Origin of the sequence: Micromonospora sp. NPDC049151 (assembly GCF_040648395.1) — a bacterium.
GTDB lineage: Bacteria > Actinomycetota > Actinomycetes > Mycobacteriales > Micromonosporaceae > Micromonospora.
In genome coordinates, this window is sequence record NZ_JBEZDP010000004.1 from 245,097 (window position 1) to 267,525 (window position 22,429).

Genomic DNA, 22,429 nt, shown 5'->3' on the forward strand with positions numbered 1-22,429 from the left:
CGTCACTGGTCGGGCAGCGTGAGCGGCGGCGGCGCGGGTTCCTCGTGTGGCTCCCGGCTGCGGCCGAGCGCGTCCACCCGGCCCCAGCGTCCCGGGATGTCGAGCAGTTCCACCCGGCCCATCCCCGCCGGTACGGCCGGGTCGATGATCAGGTGCTCGCCCTGCGGTTCCAGGCCCAGGATCACCCGTAGCAGCAGCAGGGGCGTGCCGGCGGACCACGCCTGCGGGCTGCACGCGGTGGGGTACTCCACCGGGTACTCGGTCAGGTCGCGCGCGTAGCCGGCGAACACCTCGGGCAGCCGCCCGTCGAAGTACTGCGACGCGCTGAGCAGGGCGTCGCAGATCCGTCCGGCCTCCTGCCGGAAGCCGTACCGCCACAGGCCCCAGGCGATGATCGAGTTGTCGAACGGCCACACCGTGCCGACGTGGTAGCCGACCGGGTTGTACCGGCCCTGCCCGTCGGCGAGCGTACGCACGCCCCACCCGGAGAACAGGCGCGGGCCGAGCAGGTGGGCGGCGACGGCCGGGGCCCGGGATTCGTCGACGATGCCGCTCCACAGCAGGTGGCCGATGTTGGAGGTGAGCGCGTCCACCCGACGGCCCCACGGGTCGAGCGCCAGCGCGTAGTACTCACGGTCCGGGATCCAGAAGTCGTTGTTGAACCGTTCCTTCAGCGCCGACGCCTCGCGTTCCAGCCGGTCGGCGTACGCCGGGTCGTTCCAGTGGGTGCGGGCCATGCGGGCACCGCGCAGCTTCGCGTCGTACGCGTACCCCTGAAGTTCGCACGTCGCCCGGGGGAATTCGGGCATCCGCCCGTCGGCGTAGGAGATGGCGTCCGGCGAGTCCTTCCAGCACTGGTTCGGCAGGCCGGTCTCCGGGTTGCGGGACATGTACCAGACGTAGCCGGTGCCGAGAAGGTCGCCGTACGTGTCCAGCCAGGTCAGCGCCGCCCGCGTCTCGTGTTCCAGCTGGCGCACCAGCGCGGCGTCACCGGTCCACCGCTCGTACTCGTCGAGCAGGATCACGAACAGCGCCGTGGTGTCGGCGGCGCCGTAGTACGGCGAGTGCGGCTGCTCCTCGAAGCCGGCGGTCTCGCCGTAGCGCAGCTCGTGCAGGATCTTGCCGGGCTCCTCGTCCCGGAAGTCGTCGATCCGGCTGCCCTGGAGGCCGGCGAGCATGACGATCGTGGGCTTGACCAGTTCCGGCAGGAACGGCAGCACCTGTAACGAGGTGAAGATGCTGTCCCGGCCGAACAGCGTCATGAACCAGGGCAGGCCGGCGGCGAGCAGCCGGACGCCGAGCGTGATCGACTCGTACCGGAGGGCGGCCAGGTCGTTGAGGCTGCGCCGGTACGCACCGGCCAGCGGCTCGCAGTCGCAGCCCAGCTTGGGCGCGCGGCTGATCAGGTCGCTCTGTTCCGCGTCGATGTCGTCGGCCGTGCGCCGGCGGCCGAGGGGAAGGGCGGCCCGGATGTCCTCGCCCCGGGCACCGTAGATGACCGTCTCGATGTGCAGCGTGGTGGTCCACTCGCTGTGCGGGCCGACCCGGATCCGGAACGTCATCCCGTCAGCGTCGACCTCGGCCGGCGCGCTGCTCGTCACCAGCGTCTCGCGGTGGAACGCCTGCCTGCGGTAGGTCAGCCGCAGCGCGTTGCGCTCCACGGTGGGTGTGGTGCGTCCCTTCTTGTCCCGCTTGTGCTTGATCTCGAAGAGGTCGGCGAAGTCGGAGCCGATCTCCAGCCGGAGCCGGAACTCCTTCTCCTGCTCGGAGTGGTTGAGCAGGGTCAGTTGCTCGTCGAGGCCGCCGCCGATCGCGCGAGCGCGGATCAGCGAGACGTCCGCGTCCAGATAGTGCGTCGGCTCGCCGGGGACCAGGAAGAACCGCGTCTTGTACGACAGCGAGTCGTCGATCGAGAGCGCGTGCAGGCGTTGCCCGTCGAGGGTGAGGAACCAGGTGGAGAGGAACCGGGTGTCGAAGGAGAAGAGCCCGGTGGGGAAGTCGTACGACGGCTCGATGTTGCCGCGATCGTCGCTGACCAGGAACGTGTTGCCGTCGAGGATGCTGACCCGGTCCTTCACACCGGCCGCCGGACGTGTTCGCGGGCGGTGTCCCGCGGATCCCGTGCGTCGGGCCGGGCCGGCAGGAAGCAGCGGAACGCGAGGAAGAGCACGACGTGCCCGCTGAACGTGGCCTCGTTGCGCAGCACCGCTGCCATGCCTGCTTCCCGGCCGGTGACCAGCTTCTCGAACAGCTCGGTGGAGAGGGTCAGCACGCCGTCGGCCGGCCGTTGCTCCTCCCGGCTGACCTTCGCTGATCCGGGACTCAGCGTCACGTACCAGTGCTCGGTGCGGTTGCCGTCAGCCAGATCGATCTGGAGCGTGCCGCCGATCGGGCTGTTGAGCACCACCGCGGCGCGCGCCGGCAGCGACGCGAAGAACCGTTTGATCGCCTCACTCACATGCGCATGGTAGGCGCAATCCGGACATGTCGGGCCAGGATCGGCCCACCGGGCAGAGTGGACAAGCTGGTTGGTGGCTCAGTAGACGAGCGCCTGCGCGCCCTCTGCCATCGCCTCCTCGACGAATACCGCTGCTCCGGCGATGCGTACGCCGGGGATGACGTCGCCCGGTCCGATGTCCCGCCGGGCCGCGCACTGGGTGCAGGCGGTCAGCCGGCCGGTGGCCAGGACGACGTGCAGCAGCTCGCCGAGCGGCGCGGAGTGCGGCAGCTCGAACGTCTCCGCCCGCCCGGGGAGCGCGAACCAGGTGGACTCACCGGTGAGCCAGAGCGACACGTCCACCCCGGCCGCGGCCGCGGTGGAGGCGACTGTGAACGCCTGGGCGCAGCGTTCCGGGGAGTCCGCGCCGGCGGTGGCCTTTACGACGAGAGTGCGCGCCATGCCGCCAGCATAGGATGGCCGGGATGGTTACCGAGATCGGGTTCGTCAGCCTGCTGGTCGCCGGCCTGGGCGCGCTCGCCGGTGGCCTGGTCTATGTCGCAGTGCGAATCGCTAGAGGTAAGTGGTGAATCTGTGAGTGAGAATCCGCTTCAGCCGCCCTGGTTGAACGCGCCGCCGGTCGACCCGTACCCGTACGAGGAGAGCCACGACCTGCGCGTCGGCCCGAAGCTGCACCCGAGCCTGGACGGGCTGCTGCCGTACGTCGGGGTGTGGCGGGGCCGGGGCCGGGGCGGGTTCCCGACGATCGAGGACTTCGACTACGCGCAGGAGATCCGGATCAGCCACGACGGCCGGCCGTTCCTGTTCTACGAGTCGCGGGCCTGGCTCCTGGACGAGCAGAGCCGCCCGGTCCGCCCCGCCGGCCGCGAGGTGGGCTGGTGGCGTCCGGTGCTCGACGGTGAGCGGGTCACCGACGAGCTGGAGGCGTTGATGACCGTGCCGACCGGCGTGATGGAGCTGCACATCGGCAAGCGCAAGGGCACCCAGATCGAGTTCTCCACTGATGCGGTCGTGCGTACCGCCACGGCGAAGGAGGTCACCGCCGGTGCCCGCCTGTTCGGCATCGTGGAGGGCGCCCTGCTGTACGCCCAGGAGATGGCCGCCGTGGGTCAGCCGCTGAGCCCGCACCTCTCCGCCCGTCTCACCCGGGTGGCCGGCTGACCCCGCCCCGCCGTCGATCCCGGCGATCATGAAGTTGGCGGCGACGAATCGGGCAGCCGACGCCGCCAACTTCATGGTCAACGGGGTGGGGTGAAGCGCAGGAGGGCCTGGACGCGGTGGGTCAGGTGGTGCCTGGGGCGGGGATCGCCGTCCAGGCTGGTCACCTCGACCGGGCCGCGTAGGGAGCTGGTCAGCCAGATCGCCTCGGCCTCGTGCAGGTCGGGCACCGTGGGCAGGTGCTCGCCGGCCGCCAGGCCCAGTTCGGCCGCGCGTTCCAGCAGGTGGTGGGCGGTCACGCCGGGCAGGATCCCGGTCTGCGCCGCCGGCACCGTGAGGAGACGGCCTCCGCTGCACCACACCACGTTGGCGGTGGGCCCCTCCAGCACGTAGCCGTCGGACGAGACCCAGAGCACGTCGTCCACGCCGGTCCGCCGCGCCCACCGCCGGGCGGCGGTGCTCAGCGCGTACGAGGTGGACTTCACGCCGCTGGGCAGCCACCCCAGCTCCGGGCGGGACCGGGCGGCCACCCCGAGCGGCAGCGTGGCCACCGTCACCCCGTCGCGCCGGGCGGCCCGGGCCGACGCGGGCACCTCGCCGAGCGTGGCGTACACCGTCGGCGGCCCGCCGCCCTCCGGCCCCCGGGTGCAGACCAGCCGCAGCGCGCCCTCGGTCCGCGCGGGCCAGCCGGCGCACACCGCGTCCAGCAGCTCGACAAGCGCGGCGTCCGGGGGCAGCGGCAGGTCGATCGCCGCGGCGCCGGCCCGCAGCCGGGCCAGGTGCGGCTCCAGCAGCCAGGGCCGCCCGTCGCGCAGGTGCAGCGTCTCGAACAGGCCGTCGCCGTGCAGCACGCCCCGGTCGTCGCCGCGCAGCACCGGCTCACCCGCCGGTACGAGCCCCCGGCCGAGCACCGCCACCCGCGTCGCCTCCACGGCCGCAGCGTAGTGGCGTACCCCGGCGGCGGATGGACCGGCGCGGCGGCCGAACTATGATCGAAGGGTGTCCGAATCCTCCCTGGCGGAAATGCTCCGCGCGCGCGGGCTGCGGCTGACGGCGCAGCGGCAGCTGGTGCTCCAGGCCGTCCTCGACCTCGGGCACGCCACCCCGGAGCAGGTGCACACGGCGGTCCGTGAGGTGGCGGCCGGCGTCAACATCACCACCATCTACCGCACCCTGGAGCTGCTGGAGCGGCTCGGTCTGGTCACGCACACGCACCTGTCGCACGGTTCGCCGACCTACCACGCGGCCGGCGAGCACCAGCACGTGCACCTGGTGTGCCGGGAGTGCGGGGCGATCGACGAGATCTCACCCGAGATGTTCCGCCCGCTCGCCGACCAGCTGGCCGACCAGCGCGGGTTCCAGGTCGACATCGGGCACGTCGCGCTCTTCGGGGTCTGCGGCCGCTGCGCACAGGACGGGGAACACACATGATCGACATCGCCGGCGCGGTGACCACCGACGCCATCGACGACAAGACCCGGGACCAGCCCGAGCCGGCCCACCGCGCCGCCGGGGTCGGCCCGGTGGCCGCGCACTACGGCGACCCGATGCGCGAGCAGCGGCTCCTGGCCACCGGCGTGGGGCTGGTCGACCGCTCGCACCGGGGCGTGGTCGCCGTGCCGGGCGAGGAGCGGATCGGCTGGCTGCACACGCTCACCAGCCAGCACCTGGCCGCGCTGGCGCCGTGGCAGGGCACCGAACTGCTGGTGCTCTCCCCGCACGGGCACGTCGAGCAGCACGCGATGGTCGCCGACGACGGCGAGACCACCTGGCTGGACACCGAGCCGGGGATGACCGAGGGCCTCCTGTCATTCCTGGAGAAGATGCGGTTCTTCAGCCGGGTCGACCCGCGCGACGCCACCGCCGAGCACGCGTTGCTGTCGCTGGTCGGGCCGGAGGCGTCCGGCGCGCTGGACACGCTCGGCGTCACCGGGCTGGCCGCACCCGACGTGGTCGCGGTGCCGGGTCCGAAGTTCCGTTCCGGTGAGCTGCCCGCGCGGCCCTCAGTGGTGTACGACGTGAAGCCGCTCCCCGTCGGCGGCTGGGCCCGGCGGGTGGCGCTCGGCGTCGACCTGCTGGTGCCCCGGCCCGCCATGGACGAGGTGGTCGCCGAGCTGCGCGGCGCCGGGGTGCCGGTGGCGGGGCTGTGGGCGTACGAGGCGATGCGGGTGGCCGCCAGGCGGGCCCGGGCCGGCGTGGACACCGACCACCGGACGATCCCGGCCGAGGTGGACCTGATCGCCCCGGCCGTGCACCTCGACAAGGGCTGCTACCGGGGTCAGGAGACGGTGGCCCGGGTGCACAACCTGGGCAAGCCGCCCCGCCGGCTCGTCCTGCTGCACCTGGACGGCGTGGCGACCGACCAGCCGCCGGTGGCCGGTACGCCGGTGACGCTCGACGGCCGGACCGTCGGCTTCGTGGGCACCGCCGTGCAGCACTTCGAGCTGGGCCAGGTGGCGCTCGCCGTGTTGAAGCGCAACACGCCCGACGACGCCCGCCTGCTGGTGGGTGAGAGCGCCGCCGCCATTGACGTGTAAGGAAGGGCCCCCTATTAACGCCTCCGGTAAAGGAAGGGTCCCTTCTTAACGCCGCTCGCACCGGAAATCCTCCGGTCGACCCGGCGTCGGGCACCGGTCTAGGATCCGGGGCATGACGACAGGGACGTTGATCACGGTTGCCCCCACCGGCGCGGAGTCGGCGAAGGCGGAGGTGCCGGCGCTGCCGGTGACGCTCGACGAGCTGCTGCTGACCGCCAAGGAGTGCGAGGCGCTCGGCGCCGCCGTGATCCACGTCCACATCCGCGACGACGACGCGCGGCCCACGCTCGACCAGGGGCGGCTGCGCGACACGGTGGCGGCGCTGCGGGAGAGCACCGACCTGATCGTGCAGCTCTCCTCCGGCGGTGCGGTGACCGACCCGGAGGCCGCCCGGCTGGCGGTGCTCGACGCCGGGCCGGACATGGCCTCCTGCACCATGGGCACCGTCAACTTCGGCGACGACGTGTTCCTCAACCGGTGGGAGTTCATCGTCGACCTGCACACCCGGATGCAGGAGCGGGGCGTCGTCCCCGAGTACGAGATCTTCGACCTGGGCCACCTCACCGCGTTGCAGCGGCTGCTCGGCAAGTACGGCCTGCCGCACGGCGGGCACGTGCACGTCGACTTCGTGATGGGCGTGCCGGGCGGCATGCCGGGCACCACAGCGACCCTGGTGGCAGCCCAGCAGATGCTGCGTGACCTGCCCGAGGGCACCACGTTCTCGGCCACCGGCATCGGGCGTAGCACCATCCCGGTGATGCTGGCCTCGCTGTCGACCGGTGGTCACCTGCGCGTCGGCATGGAAGACACGGTCACGTACGCCAAGGGGCGCCCGGTGGAGTCCAACATGCAGCTCGTCGCGCGGGCGGTGGGCTTCGCCCAGCTCGCCCAGCGCCCGCCGCTGACCACCGCCGAGGCCCGTACGCTGCTCGGCCTCCCGGCTACCGCCAGGTAAGCGGCGCACCCCGCTGCGGCCCCGTACCGCCTCGGTCGACGTCGCAGGTCACCCCGCCGCCGACCGGGCCCGTCCCCTCGGTACCGTCCATAACGTGGGAAAAACGTACGAGGGCGGCGTGCCGCTCGCCGAGGTGGTCCGGTCCGGGTTCGTGGAGGGCGTCCACCGGGGTTCAGTGGTGGTGCTCGACGCCGCCGGTGAGCCGGTCGCCGGGGCCGGTGACGTCACCTCGCCGATCTTCCCCCGCTCGTCGAACAAGCCGATGCAGGCGATCGGCATGCTCCGGGCGGGGTTGCCGCTGACCGACCCGGCCGACGTCGCGCTCGTCGCGGCCAGTCACGCCGGCGAGGAGTTCCACGTCGAGCGGGTGACAGCGCTGCTGCGCGACGCCGGCCTGAGCGGGGACGCGTTGCACAACCCGCCGGACCTGCCGTTCGGCGAGGCCGCCCGGGAGGCGGTGCTGCGGGCCGGCGGCGGCCCGGCCCGGGTGCTGATGAACTGCTCCGGCAAGCACGCGGGCATGCTGCGCACCTGCCTGGCCGCCGGGTGGCCGCTGGACGGCTACTGGCGGCCGGAGCATCCGCTCCAGCAGCACCTGACCGCCACCATCGAGGAGTTCACCGGCGAGCGGGCGGCTGCGGTCGGGGTGGACGGCTGCGGCGCACCGGTGCTCGCCGTCTCGCTGACCGGGCTGGCGCGGGCGTTCCTGCGGCTGGTCGGCGCCGAGCCGGGCACCGAGGAGCGGACGGTGGCGGACGCGATGCGGGCGTACCCGGAGCTGGTCGGCGGCACCCAGGCGGAGGACACGCGGCTGATGCGCGGCGTACCCGGTCTGCTCGCCAAGATCGGCGCGGAGGGTGTGATCGCGGCGGCGATCCCGGAGGTCGGCGCTGTCGCCCTGAAGATCGACGACGGCGCCGCGAGAGCCCGCACACCTGTCCTGGTGTCCGCCCTGGCCCGCCTGAACGTACGCGCCCCCATCCTCACCGAGTACGCCGAGCCCCCCCTGCTGGGCGGCGGCCTCCCGGTAGGGGCCATCCGCCCCCTCTGGTGACCCTCACCCCACCCCTCGCTGATCTTGCACTTGCTGCCCCGGCAAACCGGGTATTCCGGGCGCGCGGAGGGCCGTAAGTGCAAGATCGGCGAAAGAGTGGGTCAGGGGAGGAAGGGCAGGAGGGCGGCGTTCGTCTCGGTGGGGCGCTCGACGGGGAGCAGGTGGGCCGCGTCGGGGACGTCGGGGAGGCGTACGCCGTTCGGGGCCTCGTCGGCGATGCGGTCGGCCAGGCGGCGGATGTCGGCCAGGTCGTCGGCGCCGGCGGCGACGAGCACCGGTACGCGCAGCTCGCCCAGCCGGTCGATGGCCGGCGGGTCCAGCTCGCCCACCTCGATCGCGCTCAGCGCCTGCTCGGCGGCGAGCGCCCGGCGGTCCATCTCCTCGGCGAACCGGATCAGCTCCGGGTCGACGTCCTCCGGGCGGCGGGTCGGGCCGACCACCCAGAAGCGCACCTCCCCGGCGGCGGTGGCGGCGAAGTCCTCCGGGTCCACGTCGCCGACCAGTTCCTCCCAGAACTGCTCGGTCTCCTCCGACCACTCGTTGCCAGAGATAGCGGCGCCGAACAGCGCCAGCGCCGAGACCCGCTCCGGGTGGGCGAGCGCGGTGTCCACGGCGACCCGGCCGCCGAACGAGCAGCCGACGAGCGCGGCCCGCTCGATGCCGAGGGCGTCGAGCAGCCCGATCACGTCGTCGTGGTGGGCGAACGGCGCGGGCGGCAGCTCCGACTCGCCGTAGCCGCGCAGGTCCAGGGCGAGCACCCGGTGCCGCTGGGCGAGCGCCGGGACCTGCTCGCGCCACATCCGCCGGTCGGCGATGCCGGCGTGCAGCAGCACCACGGTGGTGCCGGCGCCGCTCTCGTCGTACGCGAGCTGGGCGCCGTTGATATCGATCTTGGTCACGGACGGGAACGGTACGGACCGGACATCGGCTCCGCAACCCACCTTCGGTGACCCTGCTAACTCTGGCTAGCGTTTTGCTTGCAGCAGTTAGCGGACCGGGCTAGCGTTGAGTCATGGCCACCAGCAAGGACCTTCCCGATGTCGGCGGGTTCATTCGCGACCTGCGGCGCAACGCGAAGATCTCACTGCGCCAGCTCGCCGAGCAGGCGGGTGTCAGCAATCCCTACCTGAGCCAGATCGAGCGCGGGCTGCGCAAGCCGAGTGCCGAGGTGCTCCAGCAGCTCGCCAGCGCGCTTCGTGTCTCCACCCCGGCGATGTACCTGCGCGCCGGGCTGCTCGACGACAAGGAGGGCCAGGGCGTGCTCGCGGCGATCGCCGTCGACCCCGAGCTGACCATGGCCCAGAAGCAGTCGCTCACCCAGATCTACGAGACGTTCCGGCGCGAGAACGCCCGCCTGGCCGAGGCGACCGAGGCGGCCACGGCGGCGGAGACGGCCGCCACGGCCGAGAAGGCCGCCACGACGGGGACAACGGCGACCGAGGCGGCCGGTGCGCCGGAGGCCCCGGCGACCGTCGCGGCGGCCGCCACCGGTCCGGTCACGCCGGAGGGCACCCCGACCGAGGCGGTCCTCGAATCGGTGGCCGTCACCGAAGCGGGTGCCGCGCCGGCCCCGACCACCGCCGCCCCTGAGCACACGACCGCCCGCCGGGCGGCCCGGAAGGCCGCCGGTGCGGCCGAAGAGGAGCAGTCATGACCACCCAGCCGAAGACCAACCGCATCCCCGCACCCCTCTACGCCGCCGCCGGCGCCGGTGAGCTGGCCCTGGAGCAGCTGCGCAAGCTGCCCACCGTGGTCAGCGGCCTCGGCACCCGGGTCGTCGCCGACCTCGGTGGCAAGGCCGTCGTCACCGGCTTCGAGCTGCGCCAGAAGGCCACCGAGACGCTGAAGACGGCAAACCAGACCGCCACCGGGCTGCGCGAGCGGGCCGTCGCCACCGACCTCGACCAGCTCCGCGAGGCGGCCAACCTGGAGAAGCTGCGCGAGGCCGCCAACATCGAGAAGCTCCGCGAGGCCGCCACCCGCAACGCCGCCGTCGTGGTGGCCGGTGCGCACGCCGCGCAGGAGCGCGCCCTGGCCGCGTACGCCGAGCTTGTCGCCCGGGGTGAGCGTGTCGTCGGCGCCGGGGTGCTGGAGGCCGCCGACACCGTGAACGCCGACATCGAGGCCACCGAGGCCACCGGCGTCGACGTGGCCCCGAAGGCCGAGGCCGCCCCGAAGCCGGCCGCCACCGCGCCGGCCGAGGTGCCCAGCCCGGCCGAGGTGGCCGAGGCGGTGGCCGCCAAGCCGGCCGCGGTGAAGCGGACCCGCGCCACCAAGGCGACCGCCACCAAGGCAGTCACCAAGACGACCGCCACGAAGGCGACCAAGCCGGCCACTCCGGCGGCGAAGCTGCCGAAGACCACGAAGCGGACCCGCCCGGCCGCCGAGTGATCCGATGCTCCACCGGGACCCCGGACAACGTCCTGTCGGACGTTTCCGGGGTCTCGGCTTAAGCTTGCACCCATGGCCACCGCCGCGCCGAGCTTCGCGTTCGCAGTCCAAAGCGTGATCCAGCTGATCCTGCTCGTCTTCGCCCTCGTCGTTCAGGGGGTGGCGCTGGTGCACGCGGTCACCCAGCGCGGCGACGGATTCGCCGCGATCGGCACGCTGCCCAAGGGCGGCTGGGTCGCCATCCTGGCGGTCTGCCTGGCGCTCACCCTGCTCGGCTTCGGCCCGATCAGCCTGTTCGGACTGATCGGCATCGCGGCCGGTCTCATCTACCTGCTCGACGTGCGGCCCGGCCTGCGGGACCTGCACGACGGCCGAGGGTCCTGGTGAGAGGTTTCCGCTGGCCTCCGCCGCCGGACGGCGGCCCCCGCACCTGGGGGCCCGGTCCCGGCGCGCCCCGGACCGGGCGGCCCGCGCTGCCCGAGCCGGAGACGGAACTGGTCGCCACGCCGCACGGGGTGAGCCTGGAACGGCTGGTCACCGGCACCGGTGACCCGGTAACCGTGTTCGCCCACGGGCTCGGCAGCGGCATCGCCACCACCCGCCCGTTCGGCAGCGGCGTCGCCGGGCGGCGCGTCTTCTTCCAGTTCCGCGGGCACGGCCGATCCGACTCCCCGCCCGGGCCGTGGAGCTATCTCGACCTCGCCCGTGACCTGCGCGCGATCGCCGACCTGAGCGGCGCGACCCGGGCGTTCGGCGCCAGCCTCGGTGCGGGCGCGCTCTGCCGGCTGCTCGCGGAGAGCCCGGAGCGCTTCGAGCGGCTCGTCTTCTTCCTCCCCGCCGCACTGGACACGCCACGCGGCGAGGTGGCCCGTGCCCGGCTCACCGGCCTGCTCGACGCGGTGGCCGAGGGCGACGCCTCGGCGCTGGCCGACGCGGTGTCGCTGGAGCTGCCGCCGTCGGTGCGCAACACCCCGGCCGGCTGGGCGTACCTGCGGCAGCGGCTCGACCAGTTGCTGCGCGACGGGCTCGCACCAGGGCTGGCCGACCTGCCCGCCCAGGCGCCGCTCGACGACGCCGGGTCGCTCGCCTCGGTCACCGCGCCGGCCCTCGTCATCGCCGCCGCCGAGGACGACCTGCACCCGGTCGCCGTCGCCGAACGGCTCGCCGCCGCGCTCCCGAACGCCACACTGCACGTGTACGACCGTCCCGGCGTGCTCTGGACCGAACGCGCCGACCTGCGGGGGCGCGTCTCGGAGTTCCTGAACGGGTAACGTCGCGGACCATGGGCGTCACACACCACGGCCGTACGCACCGGCTCGACCTCGCCGACCCGACCCTGCGCGAGTGGACCTGCCGGGTGCTGGCGGCCGATCCCGAGCAGGGCATCGTGCTGGACCGGTCCGCGTTCTACCCCGGTGGCGGCGGGCAGCCGCCGGACCACGGGGTGCTGCTCTGGCAGGGCGTACAGACCCGGATCGTCGGCACCCGCAAGGGCGACGACCTGTGGCTGATCCCGGCCGAGGGCGACCCGGTGCCGCCGGTGGGCGCCGAGGTGGTCGGCGCGGTGGAGGACGACCGCCGGACCATGCTGATGCGCACCCACTCCGGGCTGCACGTGCTCTGCGGCGTGGTGTTCCGCGACTTCGGCGCGCTGGTCACCGGCGGCAACATGGAACCGGGCGAGGCGCGGATGGACTTCAACCTGCCCGAGGTGCCGCCGGACTTCAAGGCTCGCATCGAGGAACTGGTGAACGCCGAGGTGGCCGCCGACCGGTCGGTGGCCGTGCGGGTGCTGCCGCGCGCCGAGGCGCTCGCCCTGCCGGACATCATCCGTACCCAGTCGAACCTGATCCCGCCGGAGGAGCAGGAGGTGCGGATCGTCGACATCGTCGGGCTGGACGTGCAGGCCGACGGTGGCACGCACGTCGCGTCCACCGCCCAGATCGGCAAGGTCCAGGTGGTCAAGGTGGAGAGCAAGGGCCGGGCCAACCGCCGGGTACGCGTACGCCTGGCGGACTGACGGCTCAGCGCGGCAGGTACGCCGCCCGGACGGCGAGCAGCCAGCGTTCCACCGTCTGCTCGTCCGGGCGCTCCGGCAGCGGCGACCGGATCCGGTCGAACTCCGCCTCGGCGGCCGCCACCAGGGCCTGCGCCTCGTCCAGCGCGCCACCGGCGACCCGCTCGCCGAACGCGCGGAACCAGCCCGGGTCGGCGAGGCGGATCTCCAGCACGCCCGTCGCGTACAGCACCCGGCCCTGGTGCAGCAGCCGGGCCAGGTGCCGGGCGTGCTTGGCCGAGCGCCGTCGCCCGCCGTCGTCCGCCGAGCGGGTGGCGAGCTTGCGGAACTGCTGCGAGGCGTACCCGAGGTAGGCGTCACGGACGCGCGGCGCGCTGAGGAACGCCGACCGGATGGCGATCAGCTCGTCGCCGAACCCGGTACGGGTCTCGTAGCAGTCGCCGGGCAGCCACATCAGCTCCGTGGCGGTCGGGTTGCCGCTCAGCGCCAGCAGCGCGTACTTGCGGGCCTCGTGCAGCGTGACGTCCGGGTCGGTGGTGACCACCGACTCGCGGGGCGGGCGCAGGCCGTGGAACGCGACTGTGGGCGCGGCGAACACGCCGATCCGGTCGGTGTCCGAGCCGGGACCGGCCAGCCCGTACGCGACCGAGCCGACGATCCCGGACAACAGCAGGTGCATACCGCTGATGATCGCCCATCCGGATCGTCCGGCAAACCGGACTTCCGCTGTCAGGTATCAAGGCCGGTAAGCCGGCCGACGCCACCGGCTACCGCTGACCGTCGGACGGCGGATCGGTGTAGAGCGCCGCCGCGCGGCGGGTCGCCTCGGCGAAGCGCGCCCGCAGCTGCGGCGGCGCCAGCACCTCCACCTCCGGGCCGAGCGCCAGCAACTGGCCGTACGCGACGTCCACCGACTCGACAGGCAGCCGCAGCACCAGCCGGCCCTGCTCGTCCGGCGGCCCGGCCGCCTCCACCGCCTCGGTGTGGACGAACGGCGCGTCCACCAGGTGCCGCAACGCCCGCAACCCGGCCGGGCCGAGCCGCACCGTCACCCGCTCCCGCAGCAGCTCGCGCAGGAACGCGCCCGCCTGCTCCCGCCAGTACGCCCCGAGGTCGAAGTCCTCGTCCCGCTCGAAGCCGTCGGCGCCCACCTCGACCGCCACCACCCGGTCCACCCGGTACGTCCGCCAGCCGTCCCCGACCCGGCCGACCAGATACCAGACCCCGTTCTTCAGCACCAGCCCGTACGGCGCCAGCGTGCGGGTCACCTCCCGGTCCCCGCGCCGGTAGCGCAGCTCCACCAACCGGTCCCGCCAGACCGCCCGGGCCAGCTCGGTCAGGGCCGGCGGCGGCGCGGTCTCCCGGAACCAGCCGGGCACGTCCAGGTGGAACCGCTGCCCGGTACGCGCGGGCGCGTCCCGCAGGCTCGGCGGCAGCGCGGCCAGCACCTTCAGCTCGGCGGCGGCGACCGAGTCGGCAAGTCCCATGTCCCCTGCGGGACCGGGCAGCCCGGCCAGGAACAGCGCCTCGGCCTCGTCCCGGCTCAACCCGGTCAGCCGGGTCCGGTAGCCGCCCAGCAGCCGGTAGCCGCCGGCCCGCCCCCGGTCCGCGTACACCGGCACACCGGCGGCGGAGAGCGCCAGCACGTCCCGGTAGACGGTGCGCTCGGACACCTCCAGCTCGCGGGCCAGCTCGGCGGCCGTCATCGTCTCCCGGGACTGGAGCAACAACACCAGCGAGATCAGCCGCGACGCACGCACAGGCCCATTGTGGTGCACCGGCGGATTAGGCTGTGCCGTCGTGAACGCCTCCCGTACCGTCGCGCCCGTCACCGGCGCGGCCACCCGCTTCCTCGGCGGCGCCGGGCTGCTGCTGCGCGGCTTCGGCATGTACGTCCGCAGCCCGAAGCTGATGCTGCTCGGCGTGATCCCGGCGCTGATCACCGGCGCGCTCTACGTGGCCCTGTTCGCCACGCTGCTCTACTTCGTGGACGACCTGGCGGGCTGGCTCACCCCGTTCGCCGACGACTGGTCGTCGCCCTGGCGCGGGCTGCTGCGGGTGGCCGCCGGGCTGGCGGTGGTCGGGGTCGCCGGGCTGGTCGGGGTGCTCACGTTCACCGCCGTCACGCTGGTCATCGGTGACCCGTTCTACGAGGCGATCTCCGAGCGGGTCGAGGACCGGCTCGGCGGCACCCCCGGTGCGGTGGACGTGCCGTTCTGGTCCTCGCTGCGACGCAGCCTCGCCGACTCGCTGCGCCTGGTGGCGCTGTCCGCGCTGATCGGCGTACCCCTTTTCGCGGCCGGTTTCATCCCGGTGGTGGGGCAGACGATGGTCCCGGTGGTCGGTGCCCTGGTGGGTGGCTGGTTCCTGGCGCTGGAGCTGGTCGGCGCGCCGTTCTACCGGCGGGGGATGCGGCTGCCGGACCGGCGGGTGCGGCTGCGGGCCGACCGGCCGACGGCGCTCGGCTTCGGGGTGGCGGTCTTCCTGTGCTTCCTGATCCCGCTCGGCGCGGTGCTGGTCATGCCGGCCGCCGTCGCCGGGGCCGCGCTGCTGGCCCGCCGGTCGCTGGGCCAGCCCATCGAGGAGAGCTGAGATGGACACCGTCCTGATCGAGGGCGACATCACCGCGCAGCAGGTCGACGCGATAGTCAACGCCGCCAACTCGTCGCTGCTCGGCGGCGGGGGAGTGGACGGCGCGATCCACCGGCGCGGCGGCCCGACCATCCTGGAGGAGTGCCGGGCGCTGCGCGCGTCCCGCTACGGGCGCGGGCTGCCCACCGGCCAGGCCGTCGCCACCACCGCCGGCAACCTGCCCGCCCGCTGGGTGGTGCACACGGTCGGCCCGGTCTTCTCGCCGCACGAGGACCGGTCGGCGTTGCTGCGCGACTGCTACGCCAACAGCCTGCGGGTCGCCGACGGGCTGGGCGCGACCCGGATCGCGTTCCCGCTGATCAGTGCGGGCGTCTACGGGTGGCCGGTCGACGACGCGGTGGCGCAGGCGCTCACCGTGCTGCACGCGGCCAACCCGGAGCACGTCACCGAGGCCCGGCTGGTGCTGTTCGGCGGCGACACGTACGCCACGGCGGTGCGGGTTGCCGCCAGGCTCAGCTGAGCGTGCGCCGGCACGACCACTGGCTGTCCACCGGCCGGTAGCCGAGCCGCTCGTTCACTGCCAGCATCGGCGCGTTCGCCCCGTCGTTCGAGGTGTACGCGGTGCGTACCCCGCGCGTCGCGGCGGTGTGCAGCGCGGCCTGCTTGGCCAGCCGGGCCAGCCCTCGCCCCCGGTACGCGGGCAGCGTGCCGGTGAAGTCCGACCACATCCGGTCGCCGTCCCGCTTGACCAGGCTCAGCGCGACGAGTTCGCCGTCCACCTCGGCAAGCGTGCTGGCCTCCCGGTCCAGACCCGGGTTGTCCCAGCACTCGTGGAGCCACAGGTCGAAGCCGAGCGAGTCCGTGGGCACGTCTCCCGGCTCGTCCCGGGCCGCCTCGGCGTCGACCCGGTGCACCTGGCGCGGGTCGAGCGCGGCGGCGGACACCAGCCGTACGCCCGGCGGCGGCTGCGGCATCGGCGGGGCGGTGGTGAGGTCCAGCGCCGAGTAGCGCAGCTCCCGGCTGGGCTCGAAGCCGTGCCGCCGCGCGAACGGCAGCGAGTCGGTACGCGCATGGGTGAGCACGCGTGTCGTCCCGAGCGTCAGCAGGTGGTCGAACGCGGTCTCGAACAGCGCGGTGCCGGTGCCCCGGCGGCGGTGCTGCGGGTGGACGTGCAGCAGGGCCATCTCGCCCACGCCGGGCGTCGAGGTCTGCGTGTTGCGGTACGCCGACACCCAGCCGATCACCTGCCCGCCCGCCTCGGCGACCCAGGCCGACCAGTCCTCGCCGGCCGGCGGGTCGGCGATCATGCGGCGGGTCGACTCGACGCCGCGCACCAGGTACGGGTAGACGAGCGCGCGCAACGCCACCACTGCGGGCGCGTCGTCGGGGCGGGCGGGACGGATCTCGGCTCCACTCATCCGGCGGACCCTAGCCCCGCGCCCGCCAGCCCCGCGACCGGTTAACGCGCGGCGGGCTGCCCCACAGGCTGTTAAGAGGGGTCCCCTCCTCTACCTGAGGCGTTAAGAGGGGGCCCTTCCTTAAGCCGACTCGCGCAGCACCAGCTCCGTGGGCAGCACCAGCGCCTGCTCGACCGTCTCGCCCGCGGCGATGCGCAGCAGTTGCCGGGTCATCGACCGGCCCAGCTCCACTATCGGCTGCCGCACTGTGGTCAGCGGCGGCTCGGTGTACGCGGCCGTCTCGATGTCGTCGAACCCGATCACCGCCACGTCCTCGGGCACCCGCCGTCCCGCCTCCCGCAGCGTCCGCAGGGCGGCGTGCGCCATCAGGTCGGAGGCGGCGAACACGGCGTCCAGCTCCGGGTCGGCGGCGAGCAGTTCGCGCATCGCGGCGGTGCCGGACTCCCGGGTGAAGTCGCCGTACGCGACCAGCTCCGGCAGCCCGGCCCCGGTGATCGCGTCGCGGTAGCCGATCAGCCGCTCGATCCCGGCGACCATGTCCTGCGGCCCGGCGATGGTGGCGATCCGCCGCCGCCCGCTGGTGATCAGGTGCTGGACCGCCGTGCTGACGCCGCCGGTGTGGTCGACGTCCACGTACGGCACGTCGGCGCCGTCGAGCGGCCGTCCGCTGCACACCACCGGGATGCCGAGGCGGGCCAGCCGGCCGGGCAGCGGGTCCTCGCCGTGCAGCGAGGCGAACAGCACCCCGTCGACGTGCCGGCCGGTGGTGTACCGCTCGACCCGTTCGTGCCCGGCCGGCGAACCGGCGAGCATCAGCACGAGCTGCTTGTCCGCCGCCTCCAGCTCCTGCGCGGCGCCCCGGATGATGCCCGGGAACACCTGGTCGTCGGAGAAGACCCGGGTGGCCGCCTCGGGCATCACCAGCGCGACCGAGTCGGTCCGCTGGGTGACCAGGCTGCGGGCGGCGAGGTTCGGGACGTACCCGAGTTCCTCGACCGCCCGGCGTACCGCCTGCCGGATCGGCTCCGCGACTGTGGTCGAGCCGTTCACCACCCGGGAGACGGTGGCCCGGGACACGCCGGCCAGCCGGGCCACCGCCTCCAGGGTCGGTCGCTGTGCCGTCGTCATCCCCGTTACCACCACCTCGTCACAGCCCGTTCCGGGCGATCACCTCCTGGTACCAGCGGGCACTGCGCTTGGGTGTGCGCCGCTGGGTCAGGTAGTCGACGTGGACGATCCCGAACCGCTTCCGGTAACCCTCGGCCCATTCGAAGTTGTCCAGCACCGACCATACGAGATAACCGCGCAGGTCCACGCCGCGGGCGATGGCTTCGTGCGCCGCGCGCAGGTGCCCGTCGAGGTAGGCGACCCGGTCGGCGTCGGCCACCGCGCCGTCGGTGTCGCTGTCGCTGTCCGGGAACGCCCCGCCGTTCTCGGTGATCATCAGCGGGAGCCCGGGGTGGTCGGCCGCCACCCGCTCCAGCAGCCGGGTCAGCCCGGCCGGCTCGATCGACCAGCCCATGTCGGTGAGCGGCTCCTCGGGCGGCAGGAACTCGACCAGCCCGGCGGTGCCCGGGTAGGCGTCGCTCCCGGCGCCACCCGGCCGCCCGGCCACGTAGGTGGGCGCGTAGTAGTTCAGGCCGAGCAGGTCCAGCGGCGCGGCGATCAGCTTCTCGTCCCCGTCCCGGACGAAGTCGGGCGCGACGATCCGGCTGACGTGGGCCAGCACGTCCTCCGGGTAGCCGCCGCCGGTGAGCGGGTCCAGGAAGATCCGGTTGTGCAGGCCGTCGACGAGCCGGACCGCTTCGGCGTCCGCGGCGCTACCGGCGTCCGCCGGCTGCACGTCGGCCAGGTTGAGCGTGACCCCGAGCGTCTGCGCGCCGGCCGCGCGCAGCGCCCGCGCCGCCAGGCCGTGGCCGAGCAGCAGATGGTGTACGGCCCGGAACGCGTCACCGGCGTCGCGGCGGCCCGGGGCGTGCACCCCGTTGCCGTACCCGAGGTAGGCCGAGCACCACGGTTCGTTGAGCGTGGTCCAGGTGCGGACCCGGTCGCCGAGGCGGCCGTGCACGGTGAGCGCGTACTCGGCGAAGTGCTCGGCGGTCTCCCGGACGGTCCAGCCGCCCCGGTCCTCCAGCGCCTGCGGCAGGTCCCAGTGGTAGAGCGTGACGATCGGGTCGATGCCGGCGTCCAGCAGCGCGTCGGTCAGCCGGTCGTAGAAGTCGAGTCCGCGCGGCTCGACCGGGCCGGTGCCGTCCGGCCGCACCCGGGGCCAGGACACCGAGAACCGGTACGCCCGCAGCCCCAGCTCGGCCATCAGCGCGACGTCCTCGGCGTACCGGTGGTAGTGGTCGCAGGCCACGTCGCCGGTGTGTCCGGAGAACACCGCGCCGGGCGTACGGCTGAAGGTGTCCCAGATCGACGGGCCGCGACCGTCGTCGCGGGCGGCGCCCTCGATCTGGTACGCGGCGGTGGCCCCGCCCCAGACGAACCCTTCGGGGAATCGCATCTCACTCACGCCTTGACCGCACCTTCCATGATCCCGCCGATGATCTGGCGGCCGAAAACGACGAATACCAGCAGCAGCGGCAGCGTGGCGATGGCCGTGCCGGTGAACACCTGCGACATGTCCTGGTAGTACCCGTCGGAGAGGGCCCGCAGCGACAGCTGCACAGTCGGGTTCTCCGGGTCGTTCAGGACCGCGTACGGCCACAGGAAGTCGTTCCAGGTGGTCATGAACGTGAGCAGGCCGAGGACGGCGGCGGCCGGGCGCAGCGCGGGCAGCACCACGTTCCAGTAGATCCGCGCGGTGTTGCAGCCGTCCATCCGGGCCGCCTCGATCAGTTCGGTGCTGACCGCCTGGCCGGCGTACTGGCGCATCATGAACACGCCGAATCCGGTGACCAGTGCCGGCACGATCACGGCGGGCAGCCGGTCGTTCCAGTTCAGCTTGGTCATCAGCAGGTAGAGCGGGATGACGCCGAGCTGGGTTGGGACCATCATGGTGGCGACGATGACCAGCAGCAGCGCGTTGCGGCCACGGAAGCGCAGCTTGGCGAAGGCGAACCCGGCCAGGGTGGAGAAGAACACCACCGAGACCGTCACGGTGACGGCCACGATCGCCGAGTTGATCAGGCCGGTCAGGAAGTACGCGTCGGTGTTGTCGAACAGCCGGGCGATGTTGGCGCCGAGGTTGCCGCCGGGGGTGAGCGGCGGCGGCACCTGGCCCATCGTGTCGCTGGTGCGGCTGGCGACGACGAACATCCAGTAGATCGGGAAGATCGACAGGACGGCCGAGAGCGTCAGCGCCAGGTAGGTGAGCCGGCTTGCCGACCAGAGGCGGGTCATCGGGAGACCTCCTTGCGGGAGCCGCCGCCGAGCCGGCGCAGGAGCAGGACGTTTATGGCGGCGACCACGGCGATCAACGCGAACAGCAGCCAGGCGACGGCCGAGCCGTAGCCGAAGTTGTAGTGCGGCGCGAAGGCGTTCTCGAACATGTACATGGTCACCGTCTGCGACTCCCGCAGCGGCCCGCCGCGGATCGCGTTGGTGCCGGAGTTGAACATCCGCGGCTCGGTGAAGAGCTGGAGGCCGCCGATGGTGGAGATGATGACCGCGAAGATGATCGTCGGCTTGAGTAGCGGCACGGTGATGGCCCAGAACTGGCGTGCCCGGCCGGCGCCGTCGATCGCCGCCGACTCGTACAGGTCGCGGGGGATGGCCTGCATGGCGGCCAGGAAGATCAGCGCGTTGTAGCCGGTCCAGCGCCAGTCGACCATGGTGGAGATGGCGACCCAGGCGGCGAACCGGTTCGCCTTCCAGTCGATCGCGTTGATCCCGATGTGGTCGAGCAACCAGTTGATCATGCCGAACTCGCGGCCGAACAGCACCGCGAACACGATCGCCACGGCGGCGGTCGAGGTGACGTTCGGGATCAGCACCGCCATCCGCCAGGTGGTACGGGCGCGCAACTGCCGGTTGAGCAGGTTGGCCAGCCAGAGCGCGGCGAGCAGCTGGGGCACCGTGGAGATCACGAAGATGCCCAGCGTGTTCACCACCGAGTGCCAGAAGTCCGTGTCGGCGAGCAACTGGGTGTAGTTGTCGAAGCCGATGAACGGGTGCTCGGCGCCGAGCAGGTCCCAGTCGTGCAGCGAGACCCAGAACGTGTACGCCAGCGGGTACGCCCCGAAGACGCCGAACAGCAGGAAGAACGGGGCGATGAACAGGTACGGCGAGTATTTGGTGTCGAGCCGGCTGAGCCGGTTGCCCAGGCCGGGACGGGTGGGACGGGGTGCCGGTGCGACCGGCGGGCGGGCGTCGAGCTGGACGGCCATGACCCGGGACTCCTTTCCGCCGTGCGGGCGGCCCCCGTGGCCGGGTGGCCGCCCGCACGCGCTGCTCGGGTTACTTGGCGGCGGCCTTCTCGGCGTTGGCGACCGCGTCGGTCCAGCCCTGCTCCGGGGAGCGCTTACCCAGCTCCACCGAGCGGACGGCGTTCTCCACCTCGGTGCGTACGGCCTGGTTCTTCGGTCCCATGTAGACCGGCTTCAGGCTCTTGGCGCCGGTGGCGAAGATCTTGCCGACGGGCGCCTCGGAGAAGTAGGCGTTCTTCGAGTCGAGGATCGCCGGGTCCTCCAGCGCCTGCGGCGAAGAGGGCAGGGGACCCTTCGCCTTGAACGCGCCGATCTGGCCCTTGGTGCTGGTCAGGAACTTGGCCAGCTCGATCGCCTCGGCCTGGTGCTTGCTCTGCTTCGGCACGGCGAGGAACGAGCCGCCCCAGTTGCCGCCGTTGCCGGGGATCTGGGCGATGTCCCACTTGCCCTTGGCGGCGGCGCCCGCGTTGCCCTCGATCACGCCGGTCATCCAGGCCGGGCAGGCGATGGTGGCGAACTTCGACTGCTTGAACGCCGACACCCACTCCTCGGACCAGGAGCCGTACTTGCCGGACAGCCCGGAGTCGATGATGTCCATCGTGGTGTCGTACGCCTGCTTCACCGCCGGGTTGCTGCCCACGACCAGGTTGTTGCCGGTGTCGTAGTAGCTGTAGCCGCTGCTGTTGCCGGCGGTCTGGAGCAGGATCGTGTTGAACGTGTTCGTCGCGGCGTCCAGGAACGACGCGCCGGTCTTCTTCGCGGTGAACTGCTCGCCGACCTTGATGTAGTCCTGCCAGGTGGGCCAGAGCTTGGACACCGCCTCCCGGTCGGTGGGCAGGCCGGCCTTGGCGAACAGGTCCGTGCGGTAGCACATCGCCATGCCGCCGACGTCGGTGCCGAGGCCGATGAGCTGCTTGCCGTCGGCGGTGAGCCCCTGGTTCCACTTCCAGTCGAGGAAGTTCCCCTTCAGGTCGGCCGCGCCGTGGTCGAGGAGGTTGACGAAGTTCTGCGGGTTGGCCTTGTACTCGACGAGCAGGCCCTCCTCGATGGCGACCACGTCACCGGCGCCCTTGCCCGCGGCGAGCCACTGGGTGAGCTTCGGCGAGTACTCGTCGAGGTTTCCGCCGGTGCCCCGCTCGACGATCTTCACGCCGGGGTGGCTGGCCATGTACTCCTGGTAGAGATCGGCGTAACCGAACTGGCCGAAGACGTCAACGGTGAGCGTTATCGGCCCGTCGGCCGCGGCGTCGTCGTCACCGCCGCCGCAGGCGGTGGTGCCGAGCAACGCGGTGGCGGCGACCAGGGCCACCGCCGCCAGGCGGCGGCGCGTGAAGGTGAGCATCTGTCCTGACCTCTCGGGTCGTCGAAACGGGTGGTGGAAGGCGGTTCCGGAACTAAGAGAGCGCTCTCACGACAGCGTGGTGGAGGGTCCCGGACCTTGTCAAGAGAGCGCTCTCAGAGCTGTCCGAAAAGAAACGG

At 72.7% G+C, this 22,429-nt stretch carries 26 protein-coding genes; 13 read left to right on the forward strand and 13 right to left on the reverse strand.

The annotated features are described in order from the left end of the window. Positions 1–2: 2 nt before the first annotated feature. The 3 genes from AB0B20_RS07620 to AB0B20_RS07630 form a co-directional block, all read right to left on the reverse strand. Positions 3–2,078, reverse strand: coding sequence for a glycogen debranching N-terminal domain-containing protein (locus AB0B20_RS07620; RefSeq protein WP_357389248.1), 2,076 nt, complete (start codon positions 2,076–2,078; stop codon positions 3–5). Then, positions 2,075–2,458, reverse strand: a complete 384-nt coding sequence (locus AB0B20_RS07625; RefSeq protein WP_357469023.1) for an SCP2 sterol-binding domain-containing protein — start codon at positions 2,456–2,458, stop codon at positions 2,075–2,077. The genes AB0B20_RS07620 and AB0B20_RS07625 overlap by 4 nt, the downstream gene beginning before the upstream one ends. Positions 2,459–2,536: 78 nt before the next feature. After that, positions 2,537–2,899 carry a DsrE family protein gene (locus AB0B20_RS07630; protein WP_357389244.1) on the reverse strand — a complete coding sequence of 121 codons (363 nt, stop codon included), beginning with the start codon at positions 2,897–2,899 and terminating at the stop codon, positions 2,537–2,539. Positions 2,900–2,922: 23 nt separating this feature from the next. Between AB0B20_RS07630 and mtfM the strand changes: the two genes are divergently transcribed. Further along, on the forward strand, positions 2,923–3,027 hold the full coding sequence (gene mtfM / locus AB0B20_RS07635; RefSeq protein WP_013288813.1) for a small membrane protein MtfM: 105 nt from the start codon (positions 2,923–2,925) through the stop codon (positions 3,025–3,027). Beyond that, positions 2,993–3,619 carry an FABP family protein gene (locus AB0B20_RS07640; protein ID WP_357469027.1) on the forward strand — a complete coding sequence of 209 codons (627 nt, stop codon included), beginning with the start codon at positions 2,993–2,995 and terminating at the stop codon, positions 3,617–3,619. The genes mtfM and AB0B20_RS07640 overlap by 35 nt, the downstream gene beginning before the upstream one ends. A gap of 77 nt (positions 3,620–3,696) precedes the next feature. On the opposite strand, the gene AB0B20_RS07645 is transcribed toward AB0B20_RS07640, so the two are convergent. After that, entirely contained in the window at positions 3,697–4,548 is an 852-nt protein-coding gene (locus tag AB0B20_RS07645) for an aminotransferase class IV (protein ID WP_357389240.1), read from the reverse strand. 91 nt (positions 4,549–4,639) lie between these two features. Here AB0B20_RS07645 and AB0B20_RS07650 point away from each other — a divergent pair, with 91 nt between their 5' ends. The 4 genes from AB0B20_RS07650 (at position 4,640) to AB0B20_RS07665 (ending at position 8,162) form a co-directional block, all read left to right on the forward strand. Next, positions 4,640–5,047, forward strand: coding sequence for a Fur family transcriptional regulator (locus tag AB0B20_RS07650; protein WP_357389280.1), 408 nt, complete (start codon positions 4,640–4,642; stop codon positions 5,045–5,047). Continuing rightward, positions 5,044–6,153 (forward strand): folate-binding protein, encoded by a 1,110-nt coding sequence (locus AB0B20_RS07655; RefSeq protein WP_357469030.1) that lies wholly within the window; start codon positions 5,044–5,046, stop codon positions 6,151–6,153. The genes AB0B20_RS07650 and AB0B20_RS07655 overlap by 4 nt, the downstream gene beginning before the upstream one ends. 112 nt (positions 6,154–6,265) lie before the next feature. Further along, positions 6,266–7,108: a 3-keto-5-aminohexanoate cleavage protein gene (locus tag AB0B20_RS07660; protein ID WP_357389236.1), complete on the forward strand. Its 843-nt coding sequence runs from the start codon at positions 6,266–6,268 to the stop codon at positions 7,106–7,108. Between the two features lie 94 nt (positions 7,109–7,202). Further along, positions 7,203–8,162 (forward strand): asparaginase, encoded by a 960-nt coding sequence (locus AB0B20_RS07665; protein WP_357389234.1) that lies wholly within the window; start codon positions 7,203–7,205, stop codon positions 8,160–8,162. A 101-nt stretch (positions 8,163–8,263) separates the two neighbouring features. Here the strand turns inward: AB0B20_RS07665 and AB0B20_RS07670 are convergent, their stop codons facing one another. Continuing rightward, on the reverse strand, positions 8,264–9,061 hold the full coding sequence (locus AB0B20_RS07670) for an alpha/beta hydrolase (protein WP_357469033.1): 798 nt from the start codon (positions 9,059–9,061) through the stop codon (positions 8,264–8,266). A gap of 113 nt (positions 9,062–9,174) precedes the next feature. On the opposite strand from AB0B20_RS07670, the gene AB0B20_RS07675 reads away from it, so the two are divergent. The 5 genes from AB0B20_RS07675 (at position 9,175) to AB0B20_RS07695 (ending at position 12,573) form a co-directional block, all read left to right on the forward strand. Then, positions 9,175–9,816: a helix-turn-helix transcriptional regulator gene (locus AB0B20_RS07675; RefSeq protein WP_357389230.1), complete on the forward strand. Its 642-nt coding sequence runs from the start codon at positions 9,175–9,177 to the stop codon at positions 9,814–9,816. Continuing rightward, the gene (locus AB0B20_RS07680) at positions 9,813–10,553 is read left to right on the forward strand and encodes a hypothetical protein (RefSeq protein WP_357389228.1); all 741 of its coding nucleotides are present in this window, start codon (positions 9,813–9,815) and stop codon (positions 10,551–10,553) included. The genes AB0B20_RS07675 and AB0B20_RS07680 overlap by 4 nt, the downstream gene beginning before the upstream one ends. 72 nt (positions 10,554–10,625) lie before the next feature. Then, entirely contained in the window at positions 10,626–10,940 is a 315-nt protein-coding gene (locus AB0B20_RS07685) for a DUF2516 family protein (protein ID WP_357469036.1), read from the forward strand. Next, positions 10,937–11,824, forward strand: coding sequence for an alpha/beta hydrolase (locus tag AB0B20_RS07690; protein ID WP_357389224.1), 888 nt, complete (start codon positions 10,937–10,939; stop codon positions 11,822–11,824). Before AB0B20_RS07685 ends, AB0B20_RS07690 begins: the two co-directional genes overlap by 4 nt. Positions 11,825–11,835: 11 nt before the next feature. Continuing rightward, positions 11,836–12,573: an alanyl-tRNA editing protein gene (locus tag AB0B20_RS07695; RefSeq protein ID WP_357389222.1), complete on the forward strand. Its 738-nt coding sequence runs from the start codon at positions 11,836–11,838 to the stop codon at positions 12,571–12,573. Between the two features lie 4 nt (positions 12,574–12,577). On the opposite strand, the gene AB0B20_RS07700 is transcribed toward AB0B20_RS07695, so the two are convergent. Together AB0B20_RS07700 and AB0B20_RS07705 are read right to left on the reverse strand one after the other, a co-directional pair. Beyond that, complete coding sequence (locus AB0B20_RS07700) at positions 12,578–13,249, reverse strand: nucleotidyltransferase domain-containing protein (RefSeq protein ID WP_357389220.1); 672 nt, start codon at positions 13,247–13,249, stop codon at positions 12,578–12,580. An 88-nt stretch (positions 13,250–13,337) separates the two neighbouring features. Beyond that, positions 13,338–14,330, reverse strand: coding sequence for a YafY family protein (locus tag AB0B20_RS07705; RefSeq protein ID WP_357469039.1), 993 nt, complete (start codon positions 14,328–14,330; stop codon positions 13,338–13,340). A 40-nt stretch (positions 14,331–14,370) separates the two neighbouring features. Between AB0B20_RS07705 and AB0B20_RS07710 the strand changes: the two genes are divergently transcribed. Beyond that, entirely contained in the window at positions 14,371–15,162 is a 792-nt protein-coding gene (locus tag AB0B20_RS07710) for an EI24 domain-containing protein (protein ID WP_357469042.1), read from the forward strand. Between the two features lies 1 nt (position 15,163). Next, positions 15,164–15,682: an O-acetyl-ADP-ribose deacetylase gene (locus AB0B20_RS07715; RefSeq protein WP_357389215.1), complete on the forward strand. Its 519-nt coding sequence runs from the start codon at positions 15,164–15,166 to the stop codon at positions 15,680–15,682. On the opposite strand, the gene AB0B20_RS07720 is transcribed toward AB0B20_RS07715, so the two are convergent. The 6 genes from AB0B20_RS07720 to AB0B20_RS07745 form a co-directional block, all read right to left on the reverse strand. Beyond that, positions 15,675–16,580 (reverse strand): GNAT family N-acetyltransferase, encoded by a 906-nt coding sequence (locus AB0B20_RS07720; RefSeq protein WP_357469045.1) that lies wholly within the window; start codon positions 16,578–16,580, stop codon positions 15,675–15,677. The genes AB0B20_RS07715 and AB0B20_RS07720 overlap by 8 nt on opposite strands. Before the next feature lie 120 nt (positions 16,581–16,700). Continuing rightward, entirely contained in the window at positions 16,701–17,708 is a 1,008-nt protein-coding gene (locus AB0B20_RS07725; protein ID WP_357389211.1) for a LacI family DNA-binding transcriptional regulator, read from the reverse strand. Positions 17,709–17,727: 19 nt separating this feature from the next. Continuing rightward, positions 17,728–19,095, reverse strand: coding sequence for a GH1 family beta-glucosidase (locus AB0B20_RS07730; RefSeq protein WP_357469048.1), 1,368 nt, complete (start codon positions 19,093–19,095; stop codon positions 17,728–17,730). Then, positions 19,092–19,925: a carbohydrate ABC transporter permease gene (locus AB0B20_RS07735; RefSeq protein WP_357389207.1), complete on the reverse strand. Its 834-nt coding sequence runs from the start codon at positions 19,923–19,925 to the stop codon at positions 19,092–19,094. Before AB0B20_RS07735 ends, AB0B20_RS07730 begins: the two co-directional genes overlap by 4 nt. Continuing rightward, positions 19,922–20,911, reverse strand: a complete 990-nt coding sequence (locus AB0B20_RS07740) for a sugar ABC transporter permease (RefSeq protein WP_357389205.1) — start codon at positions 20,909–20,911, stop codon at positions 19,922–19,924. The genes AB0B20_RS07735 and AB0B20_RS07740 overlap by 4 nt, the downstream gene beginning before the upstream one ends. Before the next feature lie 70 nt (positions 20,912–20,981). Next, positions 20,982–22,292, reverse strand: a complete 1,311-nt coding sequence (locus AB0B20_RS07745) for an extracellular solute-binding protein (RefSeq protein ID WP_357389203.1) — start codon at positions 22,290–22,292, stop codon at positions 20,982–20,984. Between the last annotated feature and the right edge of the window lie 137 nt (positions 22,293–22,429).